Below are 16,914 nucleotides of genomic sequence, written 5' to 3'. Positions count from 1 at the left end.
GGGCCTGCAGGCAGGCCAGCAGCCAGTCGGTCACGGTGTCCACCCAGCCGCTCCAGCCGCGCGCCTGGCAGCGCCGGGCGACCTGGTCGCGCAGCCGGGCGGGTTGCTGGACCACGGCGGCAAAGCCTTGCTGGGCACACCACTCCAACAGGTCGTGCAAAAACGTGCCGGCCTCGGCCCCGCGCGGGAAGGCGTGTGGGCTGAGCGGCGCGGGGCGCGCGCGGGGGCCGTCCGCGGCGGTTTCGGCGCCGGGCGGGGGCGTGTCGGGGGGCGCGGCCGCCATTTCCTGCACCTGGTCGTGCTGCGGGGTGTCGGGGGCGCTGGGCGCGGCGGGGCCGGCGTCGGTGGCGGCCCCGGCGGTGTCGGCCAGGCGCAGGGCCGAGTAGCTGGCCACCCACCAGCGCTGCGGCGCCACCGGGGCGCAGGTGCGGGTGACGGAAGCGGTGGCCGGCGGGTGCGGGTCGTTCCAGCGCTGCGTGCTGGGTTCGGGCGCGGGCAACGCCTCGGTGTGGTCTGCCGGGCTGGCCCAGTCCACCAGCGGGGCGGGCCAGTTGGGCAGGTCCAGCGGGGCGCCGCCGCCCATGAGGCAGCCGAACGCGCTGCGGTGCAGGTCGGCCAGCGGCGCCAGGCCGACCCAGGTGGCGTAGCGCGCCCGGGTCAGGGCGACGTAGAGCTTGCGCAGGTCTTCGCCCAGGCGTTCGGCGTCGGCCCGTTCGGCGGTGGCGGCCAGGGTGTCGGGGTCGCCGTCCAGGGTGAGCTGCAGCTGGCCCGCGTCGTCGTGCCAGCGCAGCGGGGTGTCGCTGGGCTGCACCGGGCGGTGCAGGCAGGCGAAGGGGTAGCACACCAGTGGGTATTCCAGCCCTTTGGACTTGTGCACGGTGACGACCTGCACCAGCTCGGCGTCGCTCTCCAGCCGCACCTGGGGGGCGTCGCCGCCGCGGCCTTGGGCGGCCAGCTGGCGCTGTTCGGCCAGGTGGCGGATCAGGGCGTGCTCGCCCTCCAGCGCGGCGCTGGCGTGCTGCAGCAGCTCGGCCAGGTGCAGCAGGTCGGTCAGGGTGCGCTCGCCGCCGGGCGGCGCCTGCGGGTCGAGCAGGCGGGCCGGCACGTCGAAGTCGTGCAGCAGCTCGCGCACCATGGGCAGCACGCCGCGCTGGCGCCAGGTGTCGCGGTAGCCGCGAAAGCGCAGCACCACCGTTTCCCAGGCCAGCTCGTCCTGGCGCCAGGCGTCGAGCTGCGCCCAGGACTGGCCCAGGGTGGCGGTGGCCAGGGCGGCGCGCAGCGGGCGTGGGTCGTCCGGGTCGGCGCAGGCGTGCAGCCAGTGCTGCAGGTCCTGCGCGGTGGGGGTGGCGTAAACCGATTCGCGGTCCGACAGGTAAACGCTGCGCAGCCCACGCTCGGCCAGCGCGGCGCGGATGGCGTCGGCCTCTTTGCGGGTGTGCACCAGCACCGCCATGTCGGCCGGGCGCAGGGGGCGCCAGGTGGCCGCTGCTTCGCCGGCCGTTTCGCCGGCCGCCGGGGCGCCGAAACCGGCCTGGCCGCCGTGCAGCCAGCCCACCATGGCGCTGGCGCAGACCTGGGCCAATTGTTGCAGCGCGGCGTCTTTGCCCAGCGCTTGGCCGCCGGCTGGCAGCGGCAGGTGGCACAGCGTCAGCGCCGGGCCGGGGCCGCCCGCCAGGCCCTGGGGGTACCACTGCTGGGCGCGGCCGGCGGCCTGGGCCGGGGTGAACGGCACCGGGTTGTCCCGCCCCGGCGACCGGAAGCCGAAGGCCCCGGCGCCCTCGGGCCGCGCTTCGGCCGAGGCGAAGCAGTGGTTGACCGCTTCCACCATGGCGGCGGTGGAGCGGAAGTTGGTGCCCAGGGTGTAGAGCCGGTCGGCGCAGGCCTGGCGCGCCCGCAGGTAGGTGTGGATGTCGGCGCCGCGGAAGGCGTAGATGGCCTGTTTCGGGTCGCCGATCAGCACCAGCGCGGTGTCCGGCTCGGGCTGCGCGACGCGGTACACCCGGTCGAAGATGCGGTACTGGAGCGGGTCGGTGTCCTGGAATTCGTCGATCAGGGCCACCGGGAACTGCCGGCGGATGGTGGCCGCCAGGCGTTCGCCGTTGGGGCCGTGCAGGGCCTGGTCCAGCCGCAGCAGCAGGTCGTTGAAGCCCATCTGCGCACGGGCGGCCTGTTCGCGCTGGAAGCGCTGGTGCATCCAGTGCGCGGCGTGGCGCAGCAGGTCGGCGCGGGCGCAGGGCAGCTGGGCTAGGTGCGCGCGCAGGTCCGCCAGCGCGGCCAGGGCGGGGTGCTGGGCGCCGGGCGCGGCGTGGGCGGGGTCTTTGCAGACGCCGGTCAGCCCCTCGGGGGTCAGGCGCTGCCAGCCGGTGAGCAGGTCGGGGGCGGCCAGGGCCTGCGGGTCGGTGGCCCAGGCCCGCAGCTTGTCCAGCCAGGTGTCGTAGTACTGGGCGCGGAACTGCTTGGCGTTGAAGTGCTTGGCGGCGGCCCCGGCGTCGAACAGGGTTTTGAGCTCGGCCGTCCAGGCCGGCCAGGGGGCTTTGAGGGCGGCCAGGGCCGCGTCGCGCTGCGCCTGCGCCGTGGCCAGCAGTTCGTCCGGCGGGCGCGGGTCGGCCGGGTCGAGCCCGCCGGTGGCGGCCAGTTCCAGCAGCGGGCGCACGGCGCGCAACAGCGCGTCCGGGCCGTTCCACCAGCGCAGCACCTCCTGCGCCAGCGCCGCGGGCAGCGGCGCGTAAAAGCTGCGCCAAGCGTCGCGCGCGACCTCGGCCTGCAGCTCGGCGGGGTCGGTCTCCAGGGTCTGCTGGAACAGGCTGTTGCCGTCGAAGGCGTGCTCGCGCAGCATGCGCAGGCACCAGCCGTGGATGGTGGAGACGGCGGCCTCGTCCATCCATTCGGCGGCCACCTGCAGCCGCACGGCCAGGCGTGGCCAGTCGGCCTCGGGGTGGTCGGCGCGCAGGGCCAGCAGGGCCTGCAAGTCGGGGTCGTCGCGCAGGGTGGCGCGTTCGGCCGGGTCGTCGCGGAACACCCGGGCGGCCTGGGCCAGGCGCAGCCGCACGCGGGCGCGCAGTTCCTGGGTGGCGGCTTCGGTGAAGGTGACGACCAGCACTTCGGGCGGGGTCAGTGGCCGGGCGAAGGCGGCCGGGTCGTCGCCCGGGCGCGGGCCCAGCACCAGCCGCACGTAGAGCATGGCGATGGTCCAGGTCTTGCCGGTGCCGGCGCTGGCCTCGATGAGGCGGCTGCCGTGCAGCGGGAAGTCGCGGACCTGCAGCGGGGTGGGGGTCATGCCTCGGCCTCCGGGGCGGGGGGGGCGCTTTTGCCGCGCTTGACCGGGATGGCCCGCCACAGCGGCCGCAGCAGGGTGTCGGTCCAGTGCCGGAAGGGGCTGGGGTCGGCGGCGCTGGCCCGTGGCCCGGCCAGGGCGGCGAAGTCGGGGTAGGCCCGGCGCAGGTGGGGCTGGCGCTCGCGTTCGCCGCCGTCGCCTTCGCCTTCGTAGGATTTTTGGGCGGCCAGCCAGGCGCGGGCCGGGTCGTCGGGCTGGGTGCCCAGGGCGCGCAGCCACTCGAAGGCGGGCTTGACCGCCAGCGGCAAGGGGCTGCACAGGCCGGTCTGCCAGGCCTGCAGCAGCGCCGTCCAGTGCGCTTCGGCCTGCTCGGGCGGCAGTGGCTCCAGCGTCACCTGGCCGGCCTTGCTCAGCACCCGGGTGGTCAGCGGGCCACCGGCCAGGTGGGCGGCCAGATGGACCACCCAGTGGCCCACCAGTTTGTCGGCGCGGTAGCGGCCCTGCGCGTCCACCAGATGGCTGGTTTCCAGCACCACGCGGGCGCGGTCGCCCTGGGCGTTGCGGCGCAGGTCGTCCAGCCGGTCCAGCACCGCCACGGCTTGGCCGTCCACGGTGGCGCGCCAGTCCAGGGTCTCGCGGTGGGGCAGGGGCCAGTCGGCCAGCGCGGTCTGGTAGGCCTGCATCAGCTCGGGCAGGGGGGCTTGCAGCTCGGCGCGCTGGGCCTGGCCAAAGCCGCCGGCGGCCAGTTCGCCGCGGCGCTCCAGCGCGTCGAGCCGGCGGGTCAGGTCGTCGGCCAGGTCATCCCCCCGGCGCAGGGCCTGGGTCTGGTGCTGCAGCAGTTCGTGGTGCAGGCGCCAGCGGTCCAGGCCGTCCAGGGCGAACGGTTCGTGTTCGGCCTGGGTGGCGTCGGGCAGGTCCAGGTCGGCGCCCAGGCGGCGCCGGAAGAACGCCTTGACCGGGTCTTTGAGGAAGCTGGCCAGCTCGGCCACGGTCAGCGGCTCGCTGCGGGCCAGGGCGGGCAGGGGGGGGCTGGCCGCTGCCTGCGTGGCGGCGCCTCGGCGCCATTCGTGGGCGTAGGTGAACCAGCGCGCCCGCGGCTCGGTGGTGGCGGGGCCAAAGTAGCGCGGGCTGAAGGGCTGCAGCGGGTGTTCGGTGGTCAGGGCGGCGAGCAGCCCGCCGGGCGCCGCATCGGCCAGCCGCCAGCCGGTGGCCAGGTGTTCGCGCAGCTGGTTGACCAGCACCGACGGCGCCCGTTCGCTGTTGTCGGTGACGCTGCGCCCCACCCACGACACATACAGCCGGTCGCGCGCCGACAGCAGGGCTTCGAGCAGCATGTAGTGGTCGTCGCTGCGGCGCGAACGGTCGCCGGGGCGGTACTGGCGGCCCATCAGGTCGAAGTCCAGCGGCGCCCGGTTGCGCGGGTAGGCGCCGTCGTTCATGCCCAGCAGGCAGACGTGGCGGAAGGGGATGGCGCGCATCGGCATCAGCGTGGCGAAGGTGACGGCGCCGCCAAAGAAGCGCTGCGACAGCCGGGGCGCGTCCAGCGCGGTCAGCCAGTGTTCGGCGGCCACGGCCAGCGGCAGGGCCTCGTCCAGCCGGGCTTCGGTGCAGACGGCCTGCCAGGCGTCCAGCGCCTGTGCCAACTGCAGCAGGGTGAGGGGGTCGCGCGGGTCGGCGGGCTCGTCGCGGCCGGGGCTGGCGTCGAAAAAGTCGTGCAGCACCTGGCGGAAACGGGTGCACCACTCGGCCACCGGGGCCGGCTGGCGCAGCGCGTCCCAGGTGCTGGCCAGGCGTTCCAGCAGCTGCACCAGGGGGCCGAGCAGGGCGGCGTCGAGCCCGCCGATTTCGCCGTAGGGGTCGGTGCCCTGCCAGGCCTCGGCACCGGCGCCCACGGCGTAGCCCAGCAGCATGCGGCGCAGGCCGAACAGCCAGGTGTGCGGGGCGGCGGCCTGGGCGTCGGCGGGCAGGTCCAGGCTGGCGCGGTGGGCGGCGTGCAGGCCCCAGCGCACGTTGGCGCCGCGCACCCAGCGCTGCAGCAGCGCGCGGTCGGCCGGGGCGATGCCGAAGCGCCGCGCCACCGCGGGCACGTCCAGCAGGTCCATCAGCTCGCTGGCACTGAGCCGGGCCTGGGGCAGGCGCAGCAGTAGGCGCAGGGCGTGCAGCAGCGGGTCGGTGGCGCTGGCGCCCTGGTCGGCCACGGTGTAGGGGATGTGGCGCGGGTCACTCGCCGGCCGCAGCCCGAACACCGCCTGGATGTGCGGGGCGTAGGCCTGCACGTCGGGCACCATCACGATCACGTCGCGCGGGGTCAGCGTGGGGTCGGCCTGGAAGGCGGCCAGCAGCTGGTCGTGCAGCACCTCCACCTCGCGCTGCGGGCTGTGGGCCCGGTGGAAGCGCACCGAGGCGTCCTGCGCCGGGTCCACCGCCGGCCAGCGCGCGCGGGTTTCGTGCAGCGGACGCAGGTCGCGGATGTCGTCCTGCAGCTGGCGCAACAGGGTGTCGGGGGGGGGTGCGATGAACAGTTCGGTGCTGTGGCCGATGGCCTGGAAGTGCTGGCGGTAGTGGGCCAGGGCCTCGGGCCGGTCGTGTTCGTTGAGCAGGCCGATGAAGTCGCGCCCCTGCTTGCCCCAGGCCGCCAGCAGCGGGTGGGCGTGCCGGTGCAACTGCTCGGGTGCCAGCCGCGCGGGCATGCTGTGGCGCCGCGCCTGGCGGGTGCCGTGGCGTTCGGCGGCGCGCAGCAGTTCGTGGTCGGACACGGTGTCGGCCCAGTGGTGTTCGCAGGGGTTGTGCACGCACATCAGCACCTGGCACCAGCGCGCCAGCACGGCCAGCACCTCCAGCGACTGGCGCGGCAGGCTGGAAATGCCGAACACCACCAGGCGCCGCGGCAGCCCGGCCGGCCGCTCGGGGCCGTTCCAGTCGCGGGCGCGGGCCAGAAACGCCGCGTGCACCGCGGCCCGGCCGGGGCGGGGGGCGTTGGCGTCGGTCTGCACATCGGCCTGCAGCGCGCGCCACAGCGCGGCCTGCCAGCGCTGGTCGGCCTCCAGCGGCACGGCGCCGCCGCGCGCGTCGATCAGCACGTCCTGCCCGTCGCCCCAGGCCTGCAGCCAGTCGGCGCGGTAGACCTGGTACTGGTCGAACAGGTCGGCCAGGCGTTCGGCCAGCTGGAAGCGTTTGCGCCGGTCGGCGTCGTCGGCCAGGAAGCGCTGCAGCGGCGCGTAGGCGGTCTGGTCCAGCAGGGTGGGCAGCAGGCGCATCAGGCGCCAGACCAGGCGTGGCTTGTCGAAGGGCGAGGTCTCGGGCACCCGCTCTGGCCCCAGCACCGCACGGTAGGCCTGCCACAAAAATTGCGAGGGCAGGTGGAACTGCAGCGCCGCGGCAATGCCGGCGCCGCCGCGCTCGGGCGTTTCGGCCAGCGACAGCTTGAGCCACTGGGCGATGCCGTTGCTCTGCACCAGCAGGGTTTCGTTTTCCAGCGGCGCCAGCGGGTAGCGCTGCAGCCAGCCGACGGCCAGGTCGCGCAGTGCCTCGGCGTGGTTGCCGTGCACCACCATCAGGCCGGGTGGCAGGTCGTGGACGGTGGGCTCCCCGGGGCGTGGCGCGTTCATCCGGCCGATGGTAGCGAAGTTGCGGCCCGCTTTCGGCGCAGCGGGCGTGCTCGCCTGCGTTGGGGCTCAGTCGCCGGCCACCACGCCTTCGCGGCGCGGGTCGGCGCCGCCGAACAGGCCGCCCGGCACCACCTGCAGCGCCTGCAGGCCGCTGGTCAGCGGCTGTTCGCGCACGGTGTGGCCGCGCGCACGCAGGGCCTGCGCGGTGGCGGGGGCAAAGCGCCCGGCCTCCAGCCACAGCGGCCCGCCGGTGTGGCCGTGGTTGGGCGCGTCGATGGCGCGCTGCGCGTCCAGTCCCTGCTGCAGCACGCCATGCAGCACCTTGGCGGTGTAGTGGATGATGAAGGCGCCGCCCGGGCTGCCGGTGGTCATGACCAGGCGGTCGGTGTCGGCGTCGAACACCAGCGTCGGCGCCATGGACGAACGCGGTCGCTTGCCCGGCTCGACCCGGTTGGCCACCGGCCGGCCCTGGGCGTCGCGCGGGCGAAAGCTGAAGTCGGTCAGCTGGTTGTTCAGCAGAAAGCCGCCCACCATCTGCCGGGCGCCAAAGGCGCTTTCAATGGTGGTGGTCAGCGCCACGGCGTGGCCTTGCGCGTCCACGATGCTGACGTGGCTGGTGCCGCGCTCGGGTTGTTCGGCCATGGGTGCCCAGGCCAGGGGCGTGCCGGCGGGCTGGCCAGCTGGGGCCTGGGGCAGAGCCTGCTCGCCGATCAGCCGCGCGCGGGCTTGCAGGTAGGCCGGGTCCAGCAGTCGGGCCCAGTCGCCGCCGGGGGCGGGCACGAAGTCGGGGTCGGCCACGTGCTGGGCGCGGTCGGCAAAGGCCAGCCGACTGGCTTCGGTGTAGCGGTGCAGCCAGTCCACCGAAGGCTCGGTCCCGGGGTTGGCGGGCTCGGGTGGCCACTGGGCCAGCGTGCCCAGGATCTGCCCCACCGCCAGGGCCCCGGAGCCGGGTGGCGGGAAGCCGCAGACCCGGTAGCGCCGGGTGGGTGTCTCCAGCGGGTGGCACAGCGCTTTGCGCTCGCGCGGTCGGTAGTGGCGCAGGTCGTCCAGACTCAAGTGGCCCGGGCGCAGCGGGTGTTGGCGCACCTTGTCCACCATGGCCTGCGCCACCGGGCCGCGCATCAGACCGGCCGCGCCCTCGGTGGCGATGCGGCGCAGGGTGTCGGCCAGCGCCGGGTTGCGCAGGCGGTGCCCCACCGGCCAGGGCCGGCCCTGGGCGCCGTAAAAGTGGCGGGCGGCGTCCGGGTCGCGCCGCAGGTGCGGGTCTTGCGCCAGCAGGGTGTGCAGGCGCGGCGTGACGGCAAAGCCGTCTTGCGCCAGCGCCACGGCCGGCGCCACCAGCCGCGCCCAGGGCAGGCGGCCGTGCCGGCGGTGGGCCGCTTCCAGCATGGCCACGGCCCCGGGCACGCCGACCGACAGGCCGCCCACCACCGCGTCGTCAAAGGGCAGGGGTTGGCCGTCCGGGCCCAGGAACAGGTCCTCGCTGGCGGCGGCGGGGGCGGTTTCGCGGCCGTCGTAGGCGCGCACGGCCTGACCGTCGAAATGCAGCAGAAACGCGCCGCCGCCCACGCCGCTGGACTGCGGCTCCACCACCCCCAGCACCAGTTGCACCGCCACCGCCGCGTCCAGCGCGTTGCCGCCGTCGCGCAGCACCGCCCGCCCGGCCTCTGCCGCCAGGGGGTGGGCCGCCGCCACGGCGTGGCGCTGGGCCGTCCAGCCGGGTTTGGCCACCCAGCCCGACGCCGCCTCCGGCTGGGGCGGGCCGCTCGGGGCCAACGGCGCCGTGCCGCAGGCGGCCAGGCCCAGGCTGCCACACAGCAGCCACAGGGCCCGTCCCACGCGTTCGGGTGCCCGCGGTTGCGGGCGGTGGGTCGTGGGCAGCGCAGCGGCACCGCCGGGCGGGACCCCTCGGGGGATGTTGGACAATCGCATCACAGCGGTGACGGTACCACGTTCACCCCTTTGCGGCCCCCTTTTTTCCGACCCCATGAGCAAGGCCTTCACCAAAGAAACCGACGCGGAAGACGACGACCTGCCCGACGGCCCGGCGCTGCCCGCGGGCGGCAAGAATTACATGACCCAGGCCGGCCACGACCGCCTGCGCGCTGAACTGCTGCACCTGCTGGACGAAGAGCGCCCGCGCGTGGTCGAGATCGTGCACTGGGCCGCCAGCAATGGCGACCGCTCCGAAAACGGCGACTACCTCTACGGCAAAAAGCGTTTGCGCGAGATCGACCGCCGCATCCGCTTCCTCACCCGGCGGCTGGACATCGCGGTGGTGGTCGACCCCTCCCTGCACCACGGCGCGGACCAGGTGTTTTTTGGCGCCACCGTCACCTACGCGCGCGAGGACGGTGCCGAAAACACCGTCACCATCCTCGGCATCGACGAGGCCGACAGCGCCCAGGGCCAGGTCAGCTGGGTGGCGCCGGTGGCGCAGGCCCTGTTGAAAGCCCGGGTGGGCGACGAGGTGCGGCTGCGCACCCCCGCCGGTTGGGACACGCTGGAGGTGCTGGACGTGCGCTACCCGGCCCCGGCGCGCTGACGCCCCCGGGGGCGCTTCAAAGGCCTTCGCGCGCCGGCCGCACCCGCGCGGCACGCACCACCGACGGCGTCCGCTTGAGTTGGCGCAGCACCTGGGCCAGGTGCACCCGGTCGCGCACCGCCACGGTGAAGCGCAGGTCGATGGCGCTTTGCGCCGCGTCCTCGCCCATGTGGATATGGGTGATGTCGGCCTCCGCCGCGGCCAGCGCCGCCGCCACCTTGGCCAGCACTCCCTTGCCGTTGACCACCGTCACCACCACGGTGGACTCGAACAGCCGCACCGGCTCCTCGGCCCACTCCACCTCCAGGAAGCGCTCGCTGTCGCGGTGCAGCAGCTTGCGCCCCACCGGGCAGTCGTCGGTGTGCACCACCAGGCCTTCGCCGCGGCCCAGGTAGCCCACAATGCCGTCGCCCGGCACCGGCCGGCAACAGCTGGCGTACTGCACCGAGGCGCCCTCGCTGCCGTCCAGCGTCACCACGCCCTGGCTGGGCCGGTCGTCGTGCGCGGCGCCGTAGCGCTCCTGGCTGATCAGCAGCAGGTCGGGCTTTTCGCCCGATTCGGCCAGCAGCGCCGCCAGCTTCTTGCCCACCATGCTGGCGATGCGCTTGCCCAGGCCGATGTCGGTCAGCAGCTCCGCGCGCAGCTTGTTGCCGGTGAAGCGCAGCAGCTTGTCCCACACCGCCTGGTGCTCGGGGCCGTCGGTGGGCAATGCGGCAATGCCTTCGGCGCGCAGCGCCTGCAGCAGCAGCCGCTCGCCCAGCGTCATCGATTCTTCCTGGGCCAGGGTTTTCAGGTGGTGGCGGATCTTGGAGCGCGCCCGCCCGGTTTTCACAAAGCCCAGCCAGCTCGGGTTGGGCGTGGCGTGCGGCGAGGTGACGATCTCCACCACATCGCCGTTGTTCAGCTCGGTGCGCAGCGCGGCCTGTTCGCCGTTGACCTTGGCGCCGATGGCGCGGCTGCCCACGTCGCTGTGGATGGCGTAAGCAAAGTCCACCACCGTGGCGCCGCGCGGCATGGCCATGATGCGGCTCTTGGGCGTGAACACATAGACCGAATCGGGGAACAGGTCGATCTTGACGTGGTCCCAGAACTCGGCCGCGTCGTGCGTTTCCTGCTGGATGTCCAGCAGTGACTGCAGCCACTGGGTGTTGAGGTCCTGCGACGCCGGGCTGTCCGGCTCGCTCGCCTTGTACAGCCAGTGCGCCGCCACGCCGGACTCGGCCACCACGTCCATGGTGGGCGTGCGCAGCTGGAACTCGATGTTGGTGCCGAACGGCCCCACCAGCGTGGTGTGCAGCGACTGGTAGCCGTTCATCTTGGGGATGGCGATGTAGTCGCGGAACTTGCCCGGCAGCGGCTTGTAGAGCTGGTGCAGCGTGCCCAGCGCGGTGTAGCAGTCCAACAGCTCGGGCAGCACGATGCGAAAGCCGTAGATGTCGGTCACCTGCGCGAAGGACAGGTGCTTGAGGTCCATCTTGCGGTAGACGGAGTAGAGCGTTTTCTCGCGCCCCACGATGCGCACGTCCATCCCCAGCTTCAGGAAGGCGTTTTCCACCTCGCCCTGCACCCGCGCGATCAGGTCTTTGCGGCGGCTGCGCGACTTGTTCAGGGCCTTGTCCAGCGCCTGGTAGCGCCAGGGGTGCAGGTGCTTGAAGGCCAGGTCCTGCAGTTCGCGGTAGTTGTTGTTCAGGCCCAGGCGGTGGGCAATCGGCGCGTAGATTTCCAGCGTTTCGCTGCTGATGCGGGCCCACTTGCTGCGCGGCATGTCGCCCATGGTGCGCATGTTGTGGGTGCGGTCGGCCAGCTTGATGAGGATGACGCGCACGTCGCGCGCCATGGCCAGCAGCATCTTGCGGAAGGACTCGGCCTGGTTCTGTTCGCGGCTGTCGAATTCCAGCTTGTCCAGCTTGGTCAGGCCGTCCACCAGCTCGGCCACGGGGGTGCCGAAACGCTCGGCCATGTCCTGTTTGGACACGCCGCAGTCCTCCAGCACGTCGTGCATCAGGGCGGCGCACAGGGCCTGGGCGTCCAGCTTCCATTCGGTGCACTGCTGCGCCACCGCGATCGGGTGGGTGATGTAGGGGTCGCCGTTCTTGCGCATCTGGCCCAGGTGGGCGGCGTCGGCAAAGCGGTAGGCCTGGCGCACCTGTTCCACCTCGGCCGCGCTCAGGTAGTCCAGCCGTGCCTCCAGCGCCGCGAAGCTCGCGGCGGCGGCACTGGCCGCGGCCGGGGAATGGCTCATCGCAGGGGCGGGCATCACATCTTGGCGCATCCCTTTACTTTAGCCGGACTCGGCACCGTTTGCGGGCATGGGGTCGGCAAACGGCGCAATGGGCGCGATAAAAACAAAAAGCACCGCGGCGGCGGTGCTTTCGGTGCGGCAGGGCGTTGGCCTCAGACCGGCACTTTTTTCAACATTTCCAGGCCGACCTTGCCGTCGGCGATTTCGCGCAGCGCGGTCACGACCGGCTTGTTGCGGGTCTCGATCTTGGGGGTGTGGCCCTGGTTCAGCATGCGGGCGCGGTAGGTCGCGGCCAGCACGAGCTGGAAACGGTTGGGGATCTTTTCCAGGCAATCTTCGACGGTGATGCGTGCCATGTCGGGGCTCCAGACTGAGCGTTCAGCTCGTGGATGACGGGATGTGAAGTGCGCGAAAAGTTTCGGCGCGGGCGCGGCGCTGGGCGGCCACCTTGAGTCGCTGGGCGTGCGCAATCGCTTTCAGGTCGAACAGAGCACGCTCAAACATTTCATTGATTATAACGAAGTCGAAGCGGTCGACGTGGGCCACCTCCTCGGCGGCGTTGCGCATGCGCAGTTCGATCACCTCCTCGCTGTCCTCGGCGCGGCGCATCAGGCGGGCGCGCAGCTCGGGCCAACTTGGCGGCAGGATGAAGATCAGCACCGCGTTGGGGAACTGCTCTTTGATCTGGATGGCGCCCTGGTAGTCGATCTCCAGCACGATGTCGGCGCCGGCGGCGATTTTGTCCTCGATCGCCTTGCGCGAGGTGCCGTAGCGGTTGCTGTGCACATGGGCCCACTCGACGAAGGCGTTGTGCGCCACCATGCGGTCGAACTCTTCGTTGCTGACGAAGTAGTACTCGCGGCCGTGCATTTCCTGGCCGCGCGGCGCGCGCGTGGTGTGCGACACCGACAGCTCCATGCGCGCGTCCACTTCCAGCAGCGCCTTGACCAGGCTGGACTTGCCGGTGCCGCTGGGCGCGGCCACGACGTAGAGGTTTCCGGGGTAATCCATATTCATTCCAGGTTTTGCACCTGCTCGCGCATCTGCTCGATCAGCACTTTCATGTCCACCGAGATGCGGGTGAGTTCCAGGCTGGAGGATTTGCTGCCCAGGGTGTTGGCCTCGCGGTGCAGTTCCTGAATAAAGAAGTCCAGGCGCTTGCCGACTTCGCCGCCTTTGTGCAGCAGGCGTTCGATCTCGTCCAGGTGCGACTGCAGACGGGTCAGTTCCTCGGCCACGTCGATGCGGATGGCGTAGGCGGTGGCCTCGGACAGGGCGCGTTCCTGGGCGGCGCTGGCGGCGGCGTCGCTCTGGGCCGCGCCCAGGGCGTCGTTCCAGCGTTCCAGAAAGCGCTGGCGTTGCAGTTCCACCAGCTGCGGCACCAGCGGCTGGGCCTGGCTGGCCAGGGCGCGCAGCTGCGCCAGGTGGCCCAGCAGCATGGCCGCCAGACGCGCGCCTTCGCGTTCGCGCGAGGCGGTGAATTCGCCCACCTGCACCTGGGCCAGGGCCAGCAGGGCGTCGCCCAGGCCGGTGGGCGCGGGGGCGCTGCGCGACAGGGTGCCCAGCACCTCGGCCACGCTCAGTTCGCGGGCGCTGGGCAGCCAGTCGCGCACCTGGTCCTGCAGGGCCAGCAGCTTTTGCAGTTCGGCCACGCTGGGCGCGCGCAGCCCGCCGTCCTGGCGGCCTTCGATCCAGGCGCGCACCTCCACCTTGCCGCGCTTCATGCGGGCGGTCAGCAGTTCGCGCAGCGCCGGTTCGCCCGGGCGCAGTTCGTCGGACAGGCGAAAGGACAGGTCGAGGAAGCGGCTGTTGACCGAACGGATTTCCATGCCCAGCATGGGCCCGGCCGGGGGGCTCGGTTCGCCGCCGGCGGGGGGGTGGCTGTGCCCGTTGGCATAGCCGGTCATGCTGTAAACTGGCATTCAAACTCTCTGTGTGTGCAACGTTGTTGGGGTTGCAGATCCTCTGATTATGTCAAAGACCAAGCCCGCTCCCCTGCCACCAGACACGCTGATCGGGGGTTACCGCATCGTGCGCCAGCTGGCGGCCGGCGGTTTCGGGCTGGTCTACCTGGCGCTGGACAGCAGCGGCCAGCCGGTGGCGCTCAAGGAATACCTGCCCTCGGCGCTGGCGGTGCGGGCACCGGGTGAGCTGCTGCCGGTGGTGCCGCCCGAAAAACTGTCGCTCTACCGCTTGGGGCTCAAGAGTTTCTTCGAGGAAGGCCGGGCACTGGCGCAGATCTCCCACCCGTCGGTGGTGAGCGTGCTCAACTTCTTCCGCGAAAACGAAACCGTTTACATGGTCATGAACTACCTCGAAGGCGCCAGCCTGCAGGAGTTCATCGTCACCGCGCGCGGCCTGAAGAAAAAAAAGGTCATGCGCGAGGCCACCATCCGTTCGCTGTTCGACGAGGTGCTGCGCGGCCTGCGCATCGTGCACCAGCACAAGATGCTGCACCTCGACATCAAGCCGGCCAACATCTTCATCACCGACGAGAACAAGGCGGTGTTGATCGACTTTGGCGCGGCGCGCGAGGTGCTCAACACCGAGGGCAATTTTGTGCGCCCGATGTACACCCCCGGTTTTGCCGCGCCGGAAATGTACAAGCGCAACACCGGCATGGGGCCGTGGACCGACATTTACGCGGTGGGCGCCTGCATGTATTCCTGCATGCAGGGCTACCCGCCGCACGACGCGCCCCAGCGCCTCGAAAAGGACCGGCTGGCCTCGTCCCTGGCGCGGCTGCGCGGGGTGTATTCCGACAACCTGATCGAGGTGGTGCAGTGGTGCATGGCCACCGACCCGCTGTCGCGCCCGCAGTCGGTGTTCGCCCTGCAAAAAGAGCTCAACCGCGAGGACGAGCCCCAGTTCACGCAGCCCGGGCTGGTGGACAAGGTGCGTTGGCGCCTGGGTGGGTTGATCGGCGGCGCCGCGCCGGCCCCGGCGCGCCCGTCCGAGCGTTCCAGCTTCATGGACCCATGAAGTTCTCCGTCTACCAGGTCAGCCGCCAGGGCGGCCGGCCGCTGAACGAGGACCGGCTGGGCTACACCTACACCCGCGGCGCGGTGCTGCTGGTGCTGGCCGACGGCATGGGTGGCCACCCCGAGGGCGAAAAGGCCGCCGAGATCGCGGTGCAGGCCTTCACCCGGGCCTTTCGCGCCCAGGCCCAGCCCACCCTGGCCGACCCGCGCGCCTTTCTGGAGGCCACCGTGCTGGCCGCCAGCCAGGCGATCGCCGACTACGCCCGTGCCGCGGCCATGCCCGACAACCCGCGCACCACCGCCGTGGCCGCCGTGCTGCAGGACGGCCAGCTCACCGCGCTGCATTCCGGCGACTCGCGCCTGTACTGGGTGCGCCAGGGCCGGCTGCTGGCCCGCACCCGCGACCACACTTACCACGACAAGCCCGAGCTGTTTCGCAACCTGCCGCCGGGCCTCAACCGCAGCGTGCTGTTCACCTGCCTGGGCTCCGACAGCCCGCCGCTGTACGACGTGCTCGGGCCCCAGGCCCTGCACGACGGCGACCGCCTGCTGCTGTGCTCCGACGGTCTGTGGTCGGTCGTGGCCGACCCCGACGTGGCCGCCGGCCTGCACGGCCTGCCGCTGAAAGACGCGGTGTCGCAACTGGCCGACGAGGCCCTGCGCAAGGGCGGCCGGCACGGCGACAACGTCTCGCTGCTGGCGCTGGAGTGGGAGGCCGACGAGGCCTTCGCCGCCACCGAAGTGATCCACCCCGACGCGCTGGGTGCCGAGGACGCCGTGTCGTCCGACGCCGAGGCGCTGGCGCCCGGCGCGGCCCATGCCACCGATGCCACCGCCGGCCCGGACGACGCCTTCGACGACGAGGCGATCGAACGCACCATCGCCGAAATCAACGACGCGATCCGCCGCACCGCCCTGCGCAAGTCCCTCTGATGTCTGAACCCCCGCGCGGCCCTGCGCCGCACCCTTGACCCGAAGCCCCAATGACCGACCCTGTTGCCTCCCCCATGCCCCGCCACGACGGCCGCCCCGCCCACGCCCTGCGCCCGGTGCGCATCACCCGCGGCTTCACCAAGCACGCCGAAGGTTCGGTCCTGATCGAATTCGGCGACACCCGGGTGCTGTGTACCGCCAGCGTGGAAGAGCGCGTGCCGCCGCACCAGAAAGGCACGGGCCAGGGCTGGGTGACGGCCGAATACGGCATGCTGCCGCGTGCCACCCACACCCGCAGCGGCCGCGAGGCCGCCAAGGGCAAGCAGACCGGCCGCACCCAGGAAATCCAGCGCCTGATCGGCCGTTCCCTGCGCGCGGTGTTCGACCTGAAGCTGCTGGGCGAACGCACCCTCACGCTGGACTGCGACGTGCTGCAGGCCGACGGCGGCACCCGCACCGCCGCCATCACCGGGGCCTTCGTGGCCGCGCAGGACGCGGTGCACCGCCTGCTGGCCGAAGGCAAGATCGCCCAGACCCCGGTGTTGCACCCGGTGGCGGCGGTGTCGGTGGGCATCGTCCAGGGCCAGCCGGTGCTGGACCTCGATTACGTGGAGGACGCCGCCTGCGACACCGACATGAACGTGGTCATGACCGGCGCCGGCCACTACGTGGAGGTGCAGGGCACCGCCGAAGGCGCGCCCTTCAACCGGGAAGAAATGAACCAGTTGCTGCTGTTGGCCGAAAAAGGCATCCAGGAACTGATCGGCTTGCAACGCGCCGCCCTGGCCGGCGCGGACGTGGCGTGAGGGACGTGGCATGACGGGCAAACCACTGGTGCTGGCCAGCAACAACGCCGGCAAATTGGCCGAGCTGCAGGCCATGTTCGCGCCGCTGGGCGTGGCACTGGTCCGGCAGGGCGACCTGGGCATCCCCGAGGCGGCCGAGCCGCACTGCACCTTTGTGGAGAACGCCCTGGCCAAGGCCCGCCACGCCAGCGCGCACAGCGGTCTGCCCGCCCTGGCCGACGACGCCGGCCTGTGCGTGGACGCCTTTGGCGGCCTGCCCGGCGTGGACACCGCCCACTACTGCACCCAGTTCGGCTACAACAAAAGCGACGCCAACAACGTGCGCGCCTTGCTGGAACAGCTGCAAGGCCAGCCCAACCGCCGCGCCGCCATGGTCAGCACCCTGGTGGCGGTGCGCAGCCCGACCGACCCGGAACCGCTCATCGCCACTGGCCGCGTGGCCGGCCTGATCGCGCCCGAGCCGGTGGGCAGCAACGGCTTTGGTTTCGATCCCATCATGTGGCTCCCCGAGTTCGGCCAGACCTT

At 72.0% G+C, this 16,914-nt stretch carries 12 protein-coding genes; 5 read left to right on the top strand and 7 right to left on the bottom strand.

Features of this window, described 5'->3' with window-relative positions; translation table 11 throughout:
- From recB to HA630_RS06865, 3 genes are all read right to left on the bottom strand, one after another.
- Window positions 1-3,277: exodeoxyribonuclease V subunit beta (gene recB / locus HA630_RS06875; RefSeq protein WP_166833579.1), on the bottom strand; the 3,277-nt coding region annotated here is incomplete at its 3' end.
- A complete protein-coding gene (gene recC / locus HA630_RS06870) occupies window positions 3,274-6,882 on the bottom strand; it encodes an exodeoxyribonuclease V subunit gamma (protein ID WP_208299996.1) in 3,609 nt (1,202 codons plus the stop codon). The genes recB and recC, both read right to left, overlap by 4 nt.
- A gap of 66 nt (window positions 6,883-6,948) precedes the next feature.
- Window positions 6,949-8,814 carry a gamma-glutamyltransferase family protein gene (locus HA630_RS06865; RefSeq protein ID WP_166833577.1) on the bottom strand — a complete coding sequence of 622 codons (1,866 nt, stop codon included), beginning with the start codon at window positions 8,812-8,814 and terminating at the stop codon, window positions 6,949-6,951.
- A gap of 55 nt (window positions 8,815-8,869) precedes the next feature.
- Here HA630_RS06865 and greB point away from each other — a divergent pair, with 55 nt between their 5' ends.
- Entirely contained in the window at window positions 8,870-9,427 is a 558-nt protein-coding gene (greB, locus tag HA630_RS06860) for a transcription elongation factor GreB (protein ID WP_166833575.1), read from the top strand.
- Between the two features lie 16 nt (window positions 9,428-9,443).
- Here greB and HA630_RS06855 read toward each other — a convergent pair whose 3' ends face one another.
- The 4 genes from HA630_RS06855 to HA630_RS06840 form a co-directional block, all read right to left on the bottom strand.
- Window positions 9,444-11,684 carry a bifunctional (p)ppGpp synthetase/guanosine-3',5'-bis(diphosphate) 3'-pyrophosphohydrolase gene (locus HA630_RS06855; protein WP_243855378.1) on the bottom strand — a complete coding sequence of 747 codons (2,241 nt, stop codon included), beginning with the start codon at window positions 11,682-11,684 and terminating at the stop codon, window positions 9,444-9,446.
- A 137-nt stretch (window positions 11,685-11,821) separates the two neighbouring features.
- On the bottom strand, window positions 11,822-12,025 hold the full coding sequence (rpoZ, locus tag HA630_RS06850; protein WP_166833571.1) for a DNA-directed RNA polymerase subunit omega: 204 nt from the start codon (window positions 12,023-12,025) through the stop codon (window positions 11,822-11,824).
- Between the two features lie 22 nt (window positions 12,026-12,047).
- Complete coding sequence (gene gmk / locus HA630_RS06845) at window positions 12,048-12,680, bottom strand: guanylate kinase (protein ID WP_166833570.1); 633 nt, start codon at window positions 12,678-12,680, stop codon at window positions 12,048-12,050.
- 2 nt (window positions 12,681-12,682) lie between these two features.
- Window positions 12,683-13,591 carry a YicC/YloC family endoribonuclease gene (locus HA630_RS06840; RefSeq protein WP_166833568.1) on the bottom strand — a complete coding sequence of 303 codons (909 nt, stop codon included), beginning with the start codon at window positions 13,589-13,591 and terminating at the stop codon, window positions 12,683-12,685.
- A 49-nt stretch (window positions 13,592-13,640) separates the two neighbouring features.
- Here HA630_RS06840 and HA630_RS06835 point away from each other — a divergent pair, with 49 nt between their 5' ends.
- The 4 genes from HA630_RS06835 to HA630_RS06820 all read left to right on the top strand — a co-directional run.
- Window positions 13,641-14,651: a serine/threonine-protein kinase gene (locus HA630_RS06835; RefSeq protein ID WP_166833566.1), complete on the top strand. Its 1,011-nt coding sequence runs from the start codon at window positions 13,641-13,643 to the stop codon at window positions 14,649-14,651.
- Window positions 14,648-15,583: a PP2C family serine/threonine-protein phosphatase gene (locus tag HA630_RS06830; protein ID WP_166833564.1), complete on the top strand. Its 936-nt coding sequence runs from the start codon at window positions 14,648-14,650 to the stop codon at window positions 15,581-15,583. Before HA630_RS06835 ends, HA630_RS06830 begins: the two co-directional genes overlap by 4 nt.
- 74 nt (window positions 15,584-15,657) lie before the next feature.
- Window positions 15,658-16,389 carry a ribonuclease PH gene (gene rph / locus HA630_RS06825; protein ID WP_166833563.1) on the top strand — a complete coding sequence of 244 codons (732 nt, stop codon included), beginning with the start codon at window positions 15,658-15,660 and terminating at the stop codon, window positions 16,387-16,389.
- A 10-nt stretch (window positions 16,390-16,399) separates the two neighbouring features.
- Window positions 16,400-16,914 (top strand): non-canonical purine NTP pyrophosphatase (locus HA630_RS06820; protein ID WP_166833561.1); only part of this gene is annotated, 515 nt, incomplete at its 3' end.

The organism is Aquabacterium sp. A08 (assembly GCF_011742065.1).
Note: the sequence above shows the minus strand (reverse complement) of the source record. Positions and strands in the feature narration are given on the sequence as shown.